14 protein-coding genes and 1 pseudogene are annotated in these 15,401 nt (G+C 68.0%); 10 read left to right on the top strand and 5 right to left on the bottom strand.

Going from position 1 to position 15,401, the window contains the following annotated elements:
* Nucleotides 1–45 precede the first annotated feature (45 nt).
* Nucleotides 46–1,254, top strand: coding sequence for an MFS transporter (locus F9C11_RS02625; RefSeq protein ID WP_409183360.1), 1,209 nt, complete (start codon nucleotides 46–48; stop codon nucleotides 1,252–1,254).
* On the opposite strand, the gene F9C11_RS02620 is transcribed toward F9C11_RS02625, so the two are convergent.
* Complete coding sequence (locus tag F9C11_RS02620) at nucleotides 1,251–1,805, bottom strand: TetR/AcrR family transcriptional regulator (protein WP_409183359.1); 555 nt, start codon at nucleotides 1,803–1,805, stop codon at nucleotides 1,251–1,253. The two genes, F9C11_RS02625 and F9C11_RS02620, sit on opposite strands and share 4 nt — an antisense overlap.
* A 100-nt stretch (nucleotides 1,806–1,905) precedes the next feature.
* Here F9C11_RS02620 and F9C11_RS02615 point away from each other — a divergent pair, with 100 nt between their 5' ends.
* A complete protein-coding gene (locus F9C11_RS02615; protein ID WP_409183358.1) occupies nucleotides 1,906–2,610 on the top strand; it encodes an SDR family NAD(P)-dependent oxidoreductase in 705 nt (234 codons plus the stop codon).
* 5 nt (nucleotides 2,611–2,615) lie between these two features.
* Here F9C11_RS02615 and F9C11_RS02610 read toward each other — a convergent pair whose 3' ends face one another.
* The gene (locus tag F9C11_RS02610; RefSeq protein ID WP_409183357.1) at nucleotides 2,616–3,869 is read right to left on the bottom strand and encodes a primosomal protein; all 1,254 of its coding nucleotides are present in this window, start codon (nucleotides 3,867–3,869) and stop codon (nucleotides 2,616–2,618) included.
* Between the two features lie 154 nt (nucleotides 3,870–4,023).
* On the opposite strand from F9C11_RS02610, the gene F9C11_RS02605 reads away from it, so the two are divergent.
* On the top strand, nucleotides 4,024–6,528 hold the full coding sequence (locus F9C11_RS02605) for a DEAD/DEAH box helicase (protein ID WP_409183356.1): 2,505 nt from the start codon (nucleotides 4,024–4,026) through the stop codon (nucleotides 6,526–6,528).
* Here the strand turns inward: F9C11_RS02605 and F9C11_RS02600 are convergent.
* Both F9C11_RS02600 and F9C11_RS02595 read right to left on the bottom strand, forming a co-directional pair.
* Nucleotides 6,515–7,069 carry a hypothetical protein gene (locus F9C11_RS02600; RefSeq protein ID WP_409183355.1) on the bottom strand — a complete coding sequence of 185 codons (555 nt, stop codon included), beginning with the start codon at nucleotides 7,067–7,069 and terminating at the stop codon, nucleotides 6,515–6,517. The genes F9C11_RS02605 and F9C11_RS02600 overlap by 14 nt on opposite strands.
* A 468-nt stretch (nucleotides 7,070–7,537) precedes the next feature.
* On the bottom strand, nucleotides 7,538–8,119 hold the full coding sequence (locus F9C11_RS02595) for an NAD(P)-binding domain-containing protein (RefSeq protein WP_409183354.1): 582 nt from the start codon (nucleotides 8,117–8,119) through the stop codon (nucleotides 7,538–7,540).
* 73 nt (nucleotides 8,120–8,192) lie between these two features.
* Between F9C11_RS02595 and F9C11_RS02590 the strand changes: the two genes are divergently transcribed.
* Nucleotides 8,193–8,510, top strand: a complete 318-nt coding sequence (locus F9C11_RS02590) for a winged helix-turn-helix transcriptional regulator (RefSeq protein WP_409183353.1) — start codon at nucleotides 8,193–8,195, stop codon at nucleotides 8,508–8,510.
* Nucleotides 8,511–8,542: 32 nt separating this feature from the next.
* Here F9C11_RS02590 and F9C11_RS02585 read toward each other — a convergent pair whose 3' ends face one another.
* Nucleotides 8,543–9,472 (bottom strand): sugar-binding transcriptional regulator, encoded by a 930-nt coding sequence (locus F9C11_RS02585; protein ID WP_409186795.1) that lies wholly within the window; start codon nucleotides 9,470–9,472, stop codon nucleotides 8,543–8,545.
* A gap of 185 nt (nucleotides 9,473–9,657) precedes the next feature.
* Between F9C11_RS02585 and F9C11_RS02580 the strand changes: the two genes are divergently transcribed.
* The 6 genes and pseudogenes from F9C11_RS02580 to F9C11_RS02555 form a co-directional block, all read left to right on the top strand.
* Nucleotides 9,658–10,665 (top strand): zinc-dependent alcohol dehydrogenase family protein, encoded by a 1,008-nt coding sequence (locus F9C11_RS02580; RefSeq protein ID WP_409183352.1) that lies wholly within the window; start codon nucleotides 9,658–9,660, stop codon nucleotides 10,663–10,665.
* Nucleotides 10,658–11,998, top strand: a complete 1,341-nt coding sequence (locus F9C11_RS02575; RefSeq protein ID WP_409183351.1) for an ABC transporter substrate-binding protein — start codon at nucleotides 10,658–10,660, stop codon at nucleotides 11,996–11,998. Before F9C11_RS02580 ends, F9C11_RS02575 begins: the two co-directional genes overlap by 8 nt.
* Nucleotides 11,995–12,927: a carbohydrate ABC transporter permease gene (locus tag F9C11_RS02570; RefSeq protein ID WP_409183350.1), complete on the top strand. Its 933-nt coding sequence runs from the start codon at nucleotides 11,995–11,997 to the stop codon at nucleotides 12,925–12,927. Before F9C11_RS02575 ends, F9C11_RS02570 begins: the two co-directional genes overlap by 4 nt.
* An 86-nt stretch (nucleotides 12,928–13,013) precedes the next feature.
* A complete protein-coding gene (locus tag F9C11_RS02565) occupies nucleotides 13,014–13,802 on the top strand; it encodes a carbohydrate ABC transporter permease (RefSeq protein ID WP_409186794.1) in 789 nt (262 codons plus the stop codon).
* A gap of 12 nt (nucleotides 13,803–13,814) precedes the next feature.
* A complete protein-coding gene (locus tag F9C11_RS02560) occupies nucleotides 13,815–14,897 on the top strand; it encodes an ABC transporter ATP-binding protein (RefSeq protein ID WP_409183349.1) in 1,083 nt (360 codons plus the stop codon).
* A 126-nt stretch (nucleotides 14,898–15,023) separates the two neighbouring features.
* Nucleotides 15,024–15,401, top strand: a pseudogene (locus F9C11_RS02555) (DUF3995 domain-containing protein); the annotation flags it as partial.

Raw genomic sequence — 15,401 nt, 5'->3', positions numbered from 1 at the left:
TCACCATGTAAGACATAATTCTCAAATAATGAGACGGTGGAAGGAATGGCGCAGGTCGAGGCCGGGGAGCAGGTGCGGCAAAAAGGCAGTTCGCGACGGTGGCTGATCCTCGCGCTCGGCCTCGCCGCGCAGACCGCCAGCTGCTCGTTCCTTTACGGGCTGCCGTTTCTCGTGCCCGCCATGCGCGAGGCCGACCAGCTGACGCTGGCGCAGGCGGGCACGGTCGTCGCGGCGCCGAGCATCGGCCTGCTGCTGACGCTCATCGCCTGGGGCGCGGCTGCGGACCGTTACGGCGAGCGCCTCATCATGGCGCTGGGCCTGGGCGCATCGGGGTTACTCCTCGTGTACGCCGCCCTGTGGCACCACCCGGTCGGCCTTCTCTTTGGGGTGTTTCTCGTAGCCGGTGCGTGCACGGCTTCGGTGAACGCGGCGAGCGGCCGGGTCGTGATGGGCTGGTTCGCGAAATCCGAGCGCGGCGTCGCGATGGGGATCCGGCAGACGGCCCAGCCGCTGGGCGTCGGAGTGGCCGCACTCGGGCTGCCGCCGCTGGCCGCGCAGTGGGGTTTCCAGGCGGCCATGCTGCTGCCGGCCGTGCTCGCGATCGGCGTGGCGCTGCTGGTGGCGGCGTTCGTCGTCGACCCGCCGCGGCCGCCGCGCGCGGCGAAGGGGGAGCGGCCGCCGTCGCCGTACCGCAAGCCGTGGTTGTGGCGCGTGCACGGCGCGAGCGCGCTGTTGGTGGTGCCGCAGTTCGCGGTGTCCGCGTTCGCGCCGGTGTATCTGGTGTCGCAGCATCAATGGACCGCCGCGCAGGCCGGGGTGTTCGTCGCGGTGGCTCAGGTGCTCGGCGCGCTCGGGCGGCTGGCGTCCGGGTACTGGTCGGACCGGGTCGGCAGCCGGTTGCGGCCGATGCGGCAGCTCGCTGTCGCCAGTGTGGTCGTGATGTTGCTGGTCGCGCTCGGAGACGCGACCTGGCTGTGGCTGGTATTGGCCGCGCTGGTGCTGGCGGCGGTGATCACGGTGGCGGACAACGGTCTTGGCTTCACCGCGTCGGCGGAACTGGCCGGCGTCGCATGGTCGGGGCGGGCGATGGGGACGCAGAACACCGCGCAGAACATCGCCGCGTCCCTGACGCCGCCGTTGCTGGGGCTGGTGATCGGCGACAGTCGGTACGCGCTGGCGTATTGCGTGGCGGCGGTTTTCCCGTTGCTGGCAATAGGTTTGGTGCCGGTACGCGCGGAGTCCGAAAAGGACTAAGCGCGCAGGCCGTCGAGAAAGAACGCCAAGTGCCGCCGCCAGGTTTCGGGTGATTCGCGGATCAGCTGCGACATCGCGGAGACCAGCGGGGCCAGGTCCGCGGGTTCGAAATCGGCGCGCAGCTGCCCGGATTCCTTTGCCCGGTCGATAACCCGCGCGGCGTGCTCGAAACCGGCGCGGCACGCTTCCAGCACGGCCGGGCTCAGCGGCAGCCGCCGGGCAAGGGCGTCGCTGAGCCCGTGGTCCTTGGCCTGCAACGCGAACAGTCCGTCGAGGAATCCGGTGAAGCCCTGCCATGGGTCCGGTTCCGCGAGCGCCTTCGTCGCCAGCTCGTCCAACGCGGCGAGCTGTGCGGGCAGGATCGCGTCGACGAAGGCTTCCCGGGTCGGGAAGTGCGCGTACAGCGTGCCGATGCTGACTCCGGCGCTGCGGGCGATCTGCTCCAGCGGCGCGTCGAGGCCCTGCTCGCCGAACGCGCGCGTCGCGGCGGCCAGCAGCTTGTCGCGGTTGCGGGCGGCGTCCGCGCGCAACGGCTTCGATCCGGTGGCCATGGGTCCCATCGTACAAAGTTGAGGGCACCCTCGGGTTTTGTGGTAGCTTGACGGAAGTCGAGGCAGCCCTCGATTTACCTCTGGGGAAGGAAGACAAGCCATGACCGCACGCCCGACCGCTGTCGTTCTCGGAGCCGGACCCGGCCTCGGGATGTCGATAGCCCGCCGGTTCTCCGGCGAGGGATACCGCGTCGCCCTCGTCTCGCGGACCGCTGAGCGGCACCCGGCCTACCTGGCCGAACTCGACAACGCGGAAGCGTTCGTCGGCGACGTCCGGAACGGAATCGGCGCGACGCTCGACGAAATCGCCGGACGATTCGGCGGCATCGACCTCGCCTACTACGGCCCGGCCGCGATCGAGCCGGACAGCATGCCCACCGACATCGCCGACGCGACCGTCGACGCCGTCGAGAAGGCGATGAGCTGGGTGTACCCGGCGGTGGAGGTGGTCGGCAAACTGCTGCCGGGCATGCTGGAGCGCGGGCGAGGCGGATTCCTGTTCGCCGGCGGGCTCAGCGCGGTCCGGCCGATGCCCGCGCTCGGCGCGCTCGCGGTGTCGTCGGCGGCGCTGCGGAACTACGCGCGGACGCTGCACGAGGGGCTGGCCGGGACCGGCGTCTACGCGGGCAGCCTGATCATCGGCGGCTTGGTCGAACGCGGCGACATCCACCGGATGGTCGTTGCCCAGCGGGAAAAATACGGCGACGCCGGCGGGCACACCCTGGATCCGGATGCGATCGCCGACGCCGCCTGGAAGATGTTCTCCGCCGGGGACCCGGCCGAGAGCGTGTTCGACGCCCTCTAGAAGGTTCAGACCACCGTGAGGCGGTTCTCGAAGTCCTCCACCAGCTTGCGCCAGGCGCTCTGCTCGGCGTCGAACGGAGCGCTCGGCTCGAGCCGGCTCGGGTCCGGCCGCAGCACGAACGACACCAGCCAGCCGAGGCTTTCGTTGGCCGCCAGCGCGGTTTCGACGGTGTCGTCGCCCGCCCATTCGGCGGCGTCGGTGATCAGCTCGACGGCCAGTTCCAGCTGGGTCGGGTCGATCGACTCCGGGCCCTCGGCGATGTCCTCGTCGAGGCCGGGGAACACGTAGGTGTTGTCCTGGTCGACCTCGATCTCCAGCTCGTCGGCCGCCGCCTTCTCGCGCACCTCGTCCCAAGTGGACACCCCGGCGAGGTCGGTGTCGGCGAGTTCGTCGCCCGCCTTGATCGCCTTGAGCAGCGCCTTCGGCGAGCTGAACACGTCGATCTCGCCCTCGGTGCCGAGGAACACCGGCTTGTCGTCGAGGTAGCAGCGCAGCGTGTAGTACTCCGCGCCGGAGGTGACGATCTTGATCGGGTCGATGCCGACCTCGCCCCAGAAGCCGACCGGCTCGTCCTCGGCGTCCTCGTCGTCGGCGTCGACCGCCTCGAGGTCCTCCGGCCCGCCGTCCTCTTCCCCGGCCTCCGCCTCGGCGGATTCCTCGTGGAAGGCGGCCAGCTCCTCGGCGGTCTGCTCCAGCACCGCGGCGTCGACGTCCGGCACGGTCACCAGGTTGTCGATCGCGTCGAGCACGGTGTCCCACTTCTCGGAGACGGCCTTCGACAGGTCGTTCCACAGCGCTTCGCCCTCGCGCCCGGTGAACGGCAGCCGGCCCTGCTCCAGCAGCGAGAAGCCCTCGTACGCGTCGAGGACCTCGTGCACCTCGTCCAGCTCGCACACGTCGGCGAGCGAACGGACGATGCCGACGATCTCGGCCAGCTCGCCGATCGTCCACGAATCCGGCTCCTCCGCGACCAGCTCGGGCACGCCGACGAGGTCGTAGGAGTGGTCGTCGTCGGGGATCAGCTCGGGCACGTTCAGCGCGGGCACCGCGTCCCACGCCGGGTGGTCCAGCAGGTCGTGCTGCTCGGCCGTGCGCACGAAGGCGGCTAGGTGCGCGGCGTCCGGGAAGGCGTACAGGTCGTCCTCGTCGCCGAGGAACGCTTCCCACTCCTCGCCGTCTTCCCGCCACCGCGGGGCCCAGAGGGTGACCACGTCGCCCTGCGGCAGCCCGAGCTCGATCGGGATGATGTCCTGTGCCATTTGCCGAATCCTCCGCGAGTACCGCCCGTGTGCGCGCCCGCCTGTCCGTTCCCCTCCGGCAGCGCGCGGTACCGGAAGCCTACGGGTTGGGGCAAGCACCCGCGATCTCCCCCGCACCCGGAACCGGGGGCGGGATGGCACGATGGGGGCCGCGATGACTCTCACCGACCTCCTGCCAGCGGATCCCGACGCAGATTCCCTGTTCGAAGCCTTCACGACGTGGACGGGCCAGCGGGGCATCGAGCTGTACCCGGCGCAGGAGGAGGCGGTGATCGAGGTCGTCTCCGGGGCCAACGTGATCCTGTCGACGCCGACCGGCTCCGGCAAGAGCCTCGTGGCGGTCGGCGCGCACTTCACCGCGCTCGCACACGGCAAACGCAGTTTTTACACCGCGCCGATCAAAGCGCTGGTCTCGGAGAAGTTCTTCCAGCTCATCGAGATCTTCGGGGCCGATCAGGTCGGCATGATGACCGGCGATTCGAGCGTCAACGCGGACGCGCCGATCATCTGCTGCACCGCGGAAATCTTGGCGAACATCGCGTTGCGCGACGGCGTCGGCGCCCCGGTGGGCCAGGTCGTCGCCGACGAGTTCCACTTCTATTCGGAACCGGACCGCGGCTGGGCGTGGCAGGTCCCGCTGATCGAACTGCCGAACGCGCAGTTCGTGCTCATGTCGGCCACGCTCGGCGACGTTTCGTTCTTCGAAAAGGACCTGACCCGGCGGACCGGACGGCCGACCGCGGTGGTCACTTCGGCGCAGCGGCCGGTGCCGCTCACCTTCCGGTACGCGCTCACGCCGCTGCACGAGACGATGTCCGAGCTGCTCAACGGCGGCCAGGCGCCGGTGTATGTCGTCCATTTCTCGCAGGCCGCGGCCATCGAACGGGCGCAGACGCTGATGAGCATCAACGTCACGACCAAGGCGGAGAAGGAGGCGATCGCCGATCTGCTCGGCGACTTCCGGTTCTCCGCCGGGTTCGGCAAGACGCTCTCGCGGCTCGTGCGGCACGGCATCGGCGTGCACCACGCCGGCATGCTGCCGAAGTACCGGCGGCTGGTCGAAACGCTCGCGCAGTCCGGGCTGCTGAAGGTGATCTGCGGGACGGACACGCTCGGCGTCGGCATCAACGTGCCGATCCGCACGGTGGTGTTCTCGGCGCTGACGAAATACGACGGCGTGCGGCAGCGGCATTTGAAGGCGCGCGAGTTCCACCAGATCGCCGGACGCGCGGGCCGGGCCGGGTACGACACCGACGGGTACGTGGTCGTGCAGGCTCCGGATCACGTGGTGGAAAACGCGAAGGCGTTGGAGAAAGCGGGCGACGACCCGAAGAAGAAAAAGAAGATCGTCCGGAAGAAAGCGCCGGAGGGCTTCGTCAACTGGACCGAGAGCACGTTCGACCGGCTGATCGCGGCCGAGCCGGAACCGCTCACGTCCAGCTTCCAGGTCAGCCACTCGATGCTGCTGAACGTGATTTCCCGGCCGGGCAACGCGTTCGACGCGATGCGGCATCTGCTGGAGGACAACCATTCGGACCGTCCGACGCAGCGGAAACTGATCCTGCGGGCGATCGAGATCTACCGTTCGCTGCTCGCCGCCGGGGTGGTGGAGAAGCTGCCCGAACCGGACGCCGAGGGCCGCATCGTCCGGCTGACGGTGGACCTGCAGTTCGATTTCGCGTTGAACCAGCCGCTTTCGCCGTTCGCCTTGGCTGCCATCGAACTGCTGGACATGGAGTCGCCGTCGTACGCGCTGGACGTGGTGTCCATTGTGGAATCCACTGTGGACAACCCGAGGCCGGTGCTGTCGCAGCAGCAGTTCAAGGCGCGCGGCGAGGCTGTGCAGGCGATGAAGGCCGACGGGATCGAGTACGACGAACGGATGGAGCTGCTCGAGTCCGTCACGTACCCGAAACCGTTGGAGGAACTGCTCAACGCGGCTTACCAGTCTTATCGGGCCGGGCATCCGTGGGTGGCGGATTACGAGCTTTCGCCGAAGTCGGTGGTGCGCGATATGTACGAGCGCGCGATGAACTTCGTGGAATACGTGGGCTTTTATCAGCTCGCGCGTTCCGAGGGGTTGGTGCTGCGCTATCTCGCCGACACCTACGACGCGCTGCGGCACACCGTTCCGGACGAGGCGAAAACCGAATCGCTGCAGGACCTCATCGAATGGCTCGGCGAATTGGTGCGCCAGGTCGACTCGAGCCTGCTGGACGAATGGGAAGCGCTGCGGCATCCGGACGAGGAGGGCCCGGTGTCGCACCGGCCGCCGCCCGAGCCGCCCGCGGTCACGCGCAACGAGCGGGCGTTCCGGGTGCTGGTGCGCAACGAGTTGTTCCGCCGGGTGGAACTGGCCTCGCGCCGGGCTTACGACGAACTGGGCGCGCTGGACGCCGCTTCCGGCTGGGACGCGGACGCGTGGGAAGACGCGATCGAGGACTACTTCGACGAGCACGATTCGCTCGGAATCGGCCCGGACGCGCGTGGTCCGGCGTTGCTGCTGATCGAGAAGGAGCCGGACCTGTGGCGGGTCCGGCAGATCTTCGACGATCCCGCCGGCGACCATGACTGGGGAATCAGCGCGGAGGTCGATCTGCGCGCCTCGGACGAGGTGGGCAGCGCGGTGGTGCGGATCGTGGACGTTAACCAGCTTTGAGCACGCGCTTCGGCCGCCGGGCGAGCGCTACGACGAGCATGAGCAGCGAAAGCGCGGGCATCGGATAGCCGAGCGCGATCCCGGCGGCGGTGTCCGCGATCGGCGCGGCGATCCCGGCCGCAAAGACCCAGACCGGCGCGGTCGGCGGCTTGACGGCGGCGGACCACGGCGTGCGCGACCACGGTTTGGCCACCGAGATCCAGACCTGGAACGCCAGACCGCTCGCCATCAGCGCGGTGCCCGCGGCCTGCTGCCAGCCGGGCCTGCCGGTCGCCGCGGCTTCGGTGAGCGCGGGGGAGAGCAGGAAGATCCCAGCGTACAGCTGGACGAGCGTCAGCCCGAACTTGACCAGCACCCACCAATGCCGGAAGAAACCCCAGGCTGTTGCTCCGGCGAGAAGCAGGCCGGTGAAGGCGGCGGTGTTCGCCATCGGAGCGAGCAGCACGGTGTCGAGGTGCTTGGCCATGGTCATCGCCGGGCCGGGTTGTTCTCCGGAAAGCGCGACCAGGGCCAGCACGAAAAGGGCGAGGGCTTGGCTCATCCACGCGACCGAAGAGATTACGTGGAGCCACACCAATGTCTGCCGCCAGCGCGGGGATACCCTAGTCACCGGGCCAGTTTCGCGGGTGCCGGGGCGGGGGACATCCGGTGAAAGCACCCAAATCGACCCTGAGATCAGCTTAGGCGGCGCGGCCACAGCCTCGAACGGGCCAGCAGTGACGTCGGCGTCGCCCGGGTTTCGCATCGCGATTGGCCGAACGCCACTCCGCGGTCCCCGATGAGGTTGAAGTCCGAAGAGGACAGTTCGATCGGTTCGGCGGCGATGACGTGACCACGGTGGCGCCCTCGACGGCGGTCGCACCGGCGAGGGCAACAGCGAAATCCCGGAACCGGCGTCGTCCAGTTCGCCGGGCAGGCGCTCGAAAACCGTGACTTGCCAGCCGACTCGCGACAATCCGAGAGCCGCGGCCAGCCCGCCGACAACGATCGCCCCTCAGGACAGGGCGGTTCAGGCGCTCATCAGCATGGAACGCGCGTCCAATCCGTCGAACCACAGGCCGATCGCCAGCCCGGCGGCGGCTTCCAGCAGGGCGGCGCGGTCGAGGCCGCCGGCGGGCAGGGGAGTGCAGCCCAGGTCCTGGACCAGCTCCGTTGCCACCGCGACGGCCTCCGGGGCACCGCACAGCGGGACGCCGAGCGGGCGGCCTTCGAACAGCGGCGGGGTCATTCGCCAGACGTCCACGTGGGCGAGGTTGAACGCCTTCACCACCAAGGCGCCGGGGGCGTATCCGGCGATCCGGGCGGCCACCGGTTCGCCGGTCGCGCCGGGGGTGTTGGTGCAGTCGACGAGGACTTTGCCGGTGAGGTCGAGCGGGGTGAGCAGGGCTTCGAGGGCGGTGGTGGGGACGGCCAGCAGGATGGCGTCCGCTCGGGCGGCGGCGTCGGCCCAGTCCAGGACCTCGGCGCCGAGTTCGGCGGCCAAGGCGGCCGCGCCGGCGGGGGAGCGGCCGGACACGGTCAGCTCGTGCCGGGTCCATTGGCCGCCGAGTGCGGACGCCATGCCGCCGGTGCCGAAAAGTGCGATGCGCATGGGAAGGTCTCCTGTCGTCGCGCGGTTGTACGGAAGCGACGTTATGGACCCCGGCAGGAACCGAAAGGTAACCATGGAATTCGTCGCCGACTGCCGCACCCGGCTCGCGTTCGACCTGGTGGCGAACACCTGGCACCCAGTCGTGCTGTGGACGTTGAAAAACGGCCCGCTGCGGCACGGCGAACTGCGCACGCGCATCGGCGGGATCAGCGCGAAGGTGCTCACCGAGGCGCTGCGCAAGCTGGAACGCGACGGGCTCGTCGAGCGCGCGGACGGGGCGTATCGGCTGACCGAGCTGGGGGTGAGCTTTCTGGGGCCGATCGAGGGGTTCGGGCGCTGGGCGGAGGAGTACGGGGATCGGGTGGTGGAGGCGCAGAGCCGGGTGTCGTGAGTGGCGATGCCGGTTCTAACCGGCGCCAGCACTCACGAGGGCAACGGCCTGGCCCGCGCCAGCTCCAGCAGCGGTACGGCCGCCGCGGCGTCGGTGACCAGCGTCGACACCAGACCAGACCGCAGCACCGCGTCCACGGCTTCGGCTTTCGGGCGGCTGTAACCGATCGCGATCACCTCGGGGACTGCCATCAGTTCCTCGTGGCTGATTGCCAGCACGTGGTGCGCCAGCCCGGTGCCGAGTGAGTTGCCGTCTGCGTCGAACAGCCGCGCGGCGACCTCGGCGGTGGCGCCTCGGGCGGCGATGGCGGCTCGTTCGGCCTCGTCCAGCGCGTCGTACACGGTGGATTCCCCGGCCTCCCACGAACCGATGCTGACCACGGCCTTCGTGAGCTTTCCGAACTGCGCGAACGTTTCCGCGATGCCCGGCTGGTGCCGCAGGATCTCGGTGGTCCTCCGGTCGGGCAGGACGAGCGGGCCGAAGATCGGGTACGAATCGCCGCCGGACACCGAGGTCACGCGGCTGACCGTTTCCACCGAACGGCCGCGCATGTCCATCCCCGCCTGCACCCCGCACAGCTGCACGATCGGGCAGCGCGGCAGGGTCCGGATCGCCTCGGTCATCGCGTTGACCGACCTCGCCCAAGACAGCCCGATCACGTCGTCCGGGGTCGCGATCTCCTCCAGCAGCCGGGCGGCCAGCGCGCCGACCTGCTTGCGGACGACCTCCCTCGGCTCCTTTTCGGATGCTCGTTCGAGCACGAGCACGCGGTCCAGCCGGTAGGCCCGGCGGATCTCGTCGGACAGTTCGACGTCGATCGGCGCGGGCAGGTCGAACTCGATCCGGACCAAACCGGACTCCAGCGCCGTGTCCAGCATCCGCGCGACCTTGAACCGGCTCATGCCGAACTCGTCGGCGATCTCCAGTTTCGAGGCGCCCTGCACGTAGAACCGCCTGGCCATGGTCGCCAGCAGCAGCGTCTCGGTCAGCGGCAGCGGCCCCTTTTTCCTGCTCACATGAGCAGGATAGCGCAAAAATGAGCTGTGCTGGTTGACGGATCCGCAGGCTGCGGCCTCTAATGCCTACGCATGTTACCTACGGCATAAGTCAATATCGCTCAAATGAGCATCTTGGAAGGTGATGACGCATGCGCGCCGCGATCGTGGACCGGCCCGGGGAGATCCGGGTCGGCGAGGTTCCCGATCCGAAGCCCGGGGAGCGCCAGGTCGTCGTGAAGGTGGGTGCCTGCGGGATCTGCGGCACGGACCTGCACATCGCCGACGGGCATTTCCCGCCGACCCCGTATCCCATCGTTCCCGGGCACGAGTTCTCCGGGGAGATCGTCGAACTCGGCGCGGACGTGCCCGCCGAGTGGAAGGTCGGCGACCGGGTCGCGGTCGACCCGTCGATCTACTGCGGATACTGCCCGCCGTGCCGGTCCGGGCACGGAAACCTCTGCGCGAACTGGAACGCCACCGGCGACACGGTCAACGGCGCGTTCGCCGAGTACGTCGCGGTGCCCGCGGACACCTGCTACCGGATGCCCGACTCGATGACCTGGGAACAGGGCGCGCTGGTCGAACCTGTTTCCTGCGCGGTGCACGGCGTGCGCCGGATCGGCGTGGAGGCGGGTGAACGCTTCCTCGTGGTCGGCGCGGGCACGATGGGCCTGATCATGCAGCAGCTCCTGCTCCGCGCCGGCGCGCACGTGACGATGGTCGACCGCAACGCCGCGCGCCTGCCTCGCGCGACTGACCTCGGCGCGGCCGCGGTGGCCTCCGATGTGTCCGAATTGGACGATGAACGCTTCGACGCCGCCGTGGACTGCACCGGTGCGGCACCTGCCATCGAAGCGGCTTTCAACGCGCTGCACCGCGGCGGCCGCTTGCTCGTATTCGGGGTCGCCCCGGCCGAAGCCCGCGTCGCGCTTTCGCCGTTCCGCATTTACAACGACGAAATCACCATCGTCGGTTCGATGGCCGTGCTGAACAGCTACGGCAACGCGCTCGACCTCGTCGCGAACGGCTATATCGACACCGAAGCGCTGATCACCGACACCCTTCCGCTCGAGCAGTACCCCGAGGCGCTGGCGAAGATGCGCAGCGGGTCCGGCCTCAAGATCCAGGTGCTGCCCGGAGGTGGTGGCGGTGCGTAAACTCCTGTGCCTCCTTGCCGCGACAGCGTTGTTAGTGACGGGATGCGCGGGAGCCGGGGCGCTCGGCACCGGCGGGCGGACACTGGTCGTCGCGATCGTGTCCAATCCGCAGATGAAGGACGCCATCTCGCTCAAGGGCGAGTTCGAGCAGGCCAACCCCGGGATCAAGCTCAAGTTCGTGTCCCTGCCGGAAAACGAGGCAAGGGCGAAGATCACCGCGTCCACCGCCACCCAGGGCGGCGAGTTCGACGTGGTGATGATCAGCAATTACGAGGCTCCGCAATGGGCGGCCAACGGCTGGCTGGAGAACCTCGAACCGCACATGAAGGCGACGCCGGGATACGACGAGGCCGATTTCATCCCGAGCATCCGGCAGTCGCTGTCGTATGAGAACCAGATGTACGCGGTGCCCTTCTACGGCGAATCGTCCTTTGTGGTCTATCGCAAGGACCTGTTCGAGAAGGCCGGGCTGACCATGCCCGCGCATCCGACATGGCAGCAGATCGCCGATTTCGCCGCGAAACTCGACGACAAACAGGCTGGCGTCGCCGGGATCTGCCTGCGCGGCAAGCCGGGCTGGGGCGAAAGCCTCGCGCCGTTCACCACGGTGGCGAATACCTTTGGCGCGCAATGGTTCGACAAGGACTGGAACGCGAAACTGACCAGTCCGGAGTTCACGAAGGCGGCGAACTTCTACGTCGATCTGCTGCGGAACCACGGCGAAGTCGGGGCCTCCAGCGCCGGGTTCACCGAATGCGGTACGAAGTACGCCCAGGGCAACGCCGCGATGTGGTACGACGCCACGTCGATGACCGGCACCACGGAAGACCCGAAGACCAGCCACGTCGGCGGCAAGAACGGCTACGTCGCCGCGCCGGTGGACAAAACGCAGGCGAGCGGGTGGCTCTACACCTGGGCGCTGGGCATCCCGAAGGTCGGCAAGAACAAGGACGACGCCTGGAAGTTCATGGCGTGGATGACGAACAAGGAGTACGCGAAGAAGGTCGGCGAGACCTACGGCTGGAACCGGGTTCCGCCGGGCACGCGCAAGTCGACCTATGAGATCCCGCAGTACAAGGAAGCCGCGAAGGCCTACGCCCAGCCCACGCTGGACGGCATCGCGTCGGCCAACCAGCAGAAGACGATGGTGAACCCGGTGCCGTACCCGGGCATCCAGTTCGTCGGGATCCCGGAGTTCCAGGACCTCGGCACCCGGGTGAGCCAGCAGCTGTCCGCCGCGATCGCCGGTCAGACCTCCGTCGCCGACGCGCTCGCGCAATCGCAGAAATACGCGGAATCCGTTGGAAAGTCGTATCAGGAGGTGCAGCGATGAGCACCCTCTCCGTCCCCGCCGGAACCGCGCCGGCAACCGCGAAGCCCGTCGCGAAGAAAGTCACCGGTTCGGCCGGGAAACGACGGCTGCCGCTGCTGCCCGCGCTGATCTTCGTGATCGCCGTGACGCAGATTCCCTTCCTGCTCACGGTGTTCTACTCGTTCCAGTCGTGGAACCTGGTGCGCCCTGGTTCGCGGCATTTCGTCGGCTTCCGCAACTACGTCGACGTCTTCACCGACACGACGTTCCTCGGCGCGCTGCTGAACACCGTCGTGCTCACCGTGGTTTGCGTGTTCCTGTCGCTGCTGCTGGGACTCGGGCTAGCGGTGCTGCTGGACCGCAAGTTCCTCGGCCGTGGCTTTGTCCGGACGCTGCTGATCACGCCGTTCCTGATCCTCCCGGCGGCCGGTGCGCTGCTGTGGAAGACGACGGTGTTCGACCCGACGTACGGCCTGCTGCATTTTGTGTTCGGCACGGACACCGACTGGCTTTCGCAATTCCCGCTCGCTGCGGTGATGGCGCAGATCGTCTGGCAGTGGACACCGTTCATGACGCTGCTGATCCTCGCCGGGCTGCAGAGCCAGTCGAAGGAGGTGCTGGAGGCGGCGTCGGTGGACGGCGCGAGCCGCTGGCGCACCTTCGTTTCGATCACGCTGCCGCACCTGTCGCGGTTCCTGCAATTGGCCACGCTGCTCGGCGCGATTTACATCGTGAACAGCTTCGACGCGATTTTCCTGATGACGCAAGGCGGTCCGGGCACGGCCAGCACGAACCTGCCGTTCTACATTTACCAGCGCGCGTTCGAAGGCTTCGACATCGGACAGTCGTCCGCGATGGGCGTGGTGGTGGTCATCCTGACGATGATCGTCGCGACCTTCGCGCTGCGGCTGATGTTCCGCGCGTTCTCCGTGGACGGAGGAGTCAAGTGACCGCAACCGCCACCGCCTCGCCCGCCGCCACCGGCACCACGCCGTCTCCGCCGCGCCGGACCAAACGCCGCTACGGCCCGGGCACGCTGACCGTCGCGACGTGGATCATCGCGATCCTCTTCGTTTTCCCGTTGCTGTGGATGATTCTCACCGCGTTCAAACAGGAAAACGACGCCTACACCGATCCGCCGAAGCTGTTCTTCACCCCGACGCTGGACCAGATTTCGAACGTCCTCAACAGCGGTTTCCTGCCGTACCTGGGAAATTCGGCGTTCGTCACGGTGATTTCGACGCTGCTCGTGCTGCTGCTGGGAATCCCGGCCGCGTACGCGCTGTCGCTGGCTCCGGTCAAGGGCACGAAGAACGCGCTGGGTTTCTTCCTGTCGACCAAGATGCTGCCGATCGTGGCCGCGATCATCCCGCTGTACGTGATCTCGCAGAACACCAATCTGCTGGACACGGTGTGGGCGCTGATCATCCTGTACACCGCGATGAATCTGCCGCTCGCGATCTGGATGATGCGGTCGTTCTTCCTGGAAGTCCCCGGCGAAATGATCGAGGCGGCGCGGATCGACGGGGCGAACCTGCCGACGTTGCTGCGCAAGATCATCATGCCGGTGGTCGCGCCCGGGATCGCCGCGACCGCGCTGATCTGCGTGATCTTCTCCTGGACGGAGTTCTTCTACGCGGTCAACCTCACCGCCGCGAGGGCCGGCACGGTGCCGGTGTTCCTGGTCGGCTTCATCACCAGCGAGGGCCTGTACTGGGCTCAGCTGTCCGCCGCCGCGCTGCTGGCCTCGCTGCCGGTGATGATCGTGGGCTGGATCGCGCAGAACCACCTGGTGCGCGGGCTGTCCATGGGCGCGGTGAAGTAAGGGAGAACGCAGATGTCCGCTGAAGTGATTTACGACCAGGCGTCGCGGATCTACCCGGGAAACCCGGGCGTCCGCGCGGTCGACCAGCTGAGCCTCGAAGTCCCGGACGGCGAATTTCTCGTGCTGGTCGGACCGTCCGGCTCGGGAAAGTCCACCGCGCTGCGGATGCTCGCCGGACTGGAGGACGTCAACGAGGGCACCATCCGGATCGGCGACCGCGACGTGACGGACCTGCCGCCGAAGGACCGTGACATCGCGATGGTGTTCCAGTCCTACGCGCTGTACCCGCACATGACGGTCGCCGACAACATGGGTTTCGCGTTGAAACTGCGCGGTTTCTCGGCGGCCGACATCAAGAAGCGGGTCGACGAGGCCGCCGCGATGCTGGACCTGACCCGGTTCCTCGACCGCAAGCCGAAGGCGCTATCCGGCGGACAGCGGCAGCGGGTCGCGATGGGCCGGGCGATCGTGCGTGAGCCGAGCGTGTTCCTGATGGACGAGCCACTGTCCAATCTGGACGCGAAATTGCGCGTCGAAACCCGCGCCAACATCGCGAAACTGCAGCAACGGCTCGGCACGACGACCATCTACGTCACCCACGACCAGGTCGAGGCCATGACGATGGGCGACCGGGTAGCTGTGCTGAAGGACGGCGTGCTGCAGCAATGCGCGTCGCCGCGGTCGCTGTACGAGAAGCCGGCGAACTCGTTCGTCGCCGGGTTTATCGGGTCGCCGGCGATGAACTTGGCGACGCTGCCGTTGTCCGACGGCGGTGTGCGGCTCGGCGACCTGGTGGTGCCGCTGCCCACCGAAGTACGGACCCAGGCGGCGGGGCTGTCCGAGATCGTCTTCGGCATCCGCCCGGAGTCGCTGCGTCTGGTCGGCGAGGCGGACGAAGGTTTTGAACTCGTGGTGGAACTCGTCGAGGAACTCGGCGCGGACGCGTACTTGCACGGCAAGGTCGGCGACGACCGGTTCGTGGTCCGGGTCGACGGACGGACGCCGCCGCGGATAGGCGACAACGTCCGGGTGGCATTGCGCGGCGAAGGCGAGACGCACGCGTTCGATCCGAAGACGACGCTGCGGCTGGGCTGAGTGCGTCGTGAGTGTTCCTCCCGGTTCTAACCGGGAGGAACACTCACGACCCCCTAGCTCCCGCGGGGGAGACGCTTCCCTCTCTCGCCCGATCCTCTCCGCCTCGGTCCAGGCGACGCTTAACGCATGTCGTCGAAGCAAGCCAAGTTGAGCAAATGGCCAGGCTACGCCGCCGCGGTCTGGGGCGTGGTGTTCGCGATCCCCAGCTTCGTCTGGGCGACCGGCAGCACCTTCGGAGCGCAGTCCACGGTGTCGCCGTCGCTGGTGAAACTCGCGCAGGACCGGGTGCCGTGGTTCGTGGCCGTCCTGGTGCTTACCGGGCTGCTGAAGGTTTTCGGTGCGGTGGTCGGCGTCAGTCTGACGCAGCCGCGCGGCCGCTGGCTCAGCCGAGTGGCGGTGTTCTGCGGCGGCGGTGCCGCGATCCTGCTGACCTGGCACGGCGGGCTGTTCGTCGTGCAGGGCGTGCTGGTCAAGACAGCAGCCTTGGTCGTTGAATCAACTGAG

The sequence above is a fragment of the Amycolatopsis sp. VS8301801F10 genome (genome assembly GCF_046195355.1).
GTDB lineage: Bacteria > Actinomycetota > Actinomycetes > Mycobacteriales > Pseudonocardiaceae > Amycolatopsis.
The sequence above is the reverse complement of the archived record's forward strand: the minus strand, read 5'-3'. Positions and strand labels throughout refer to the sequence as shown.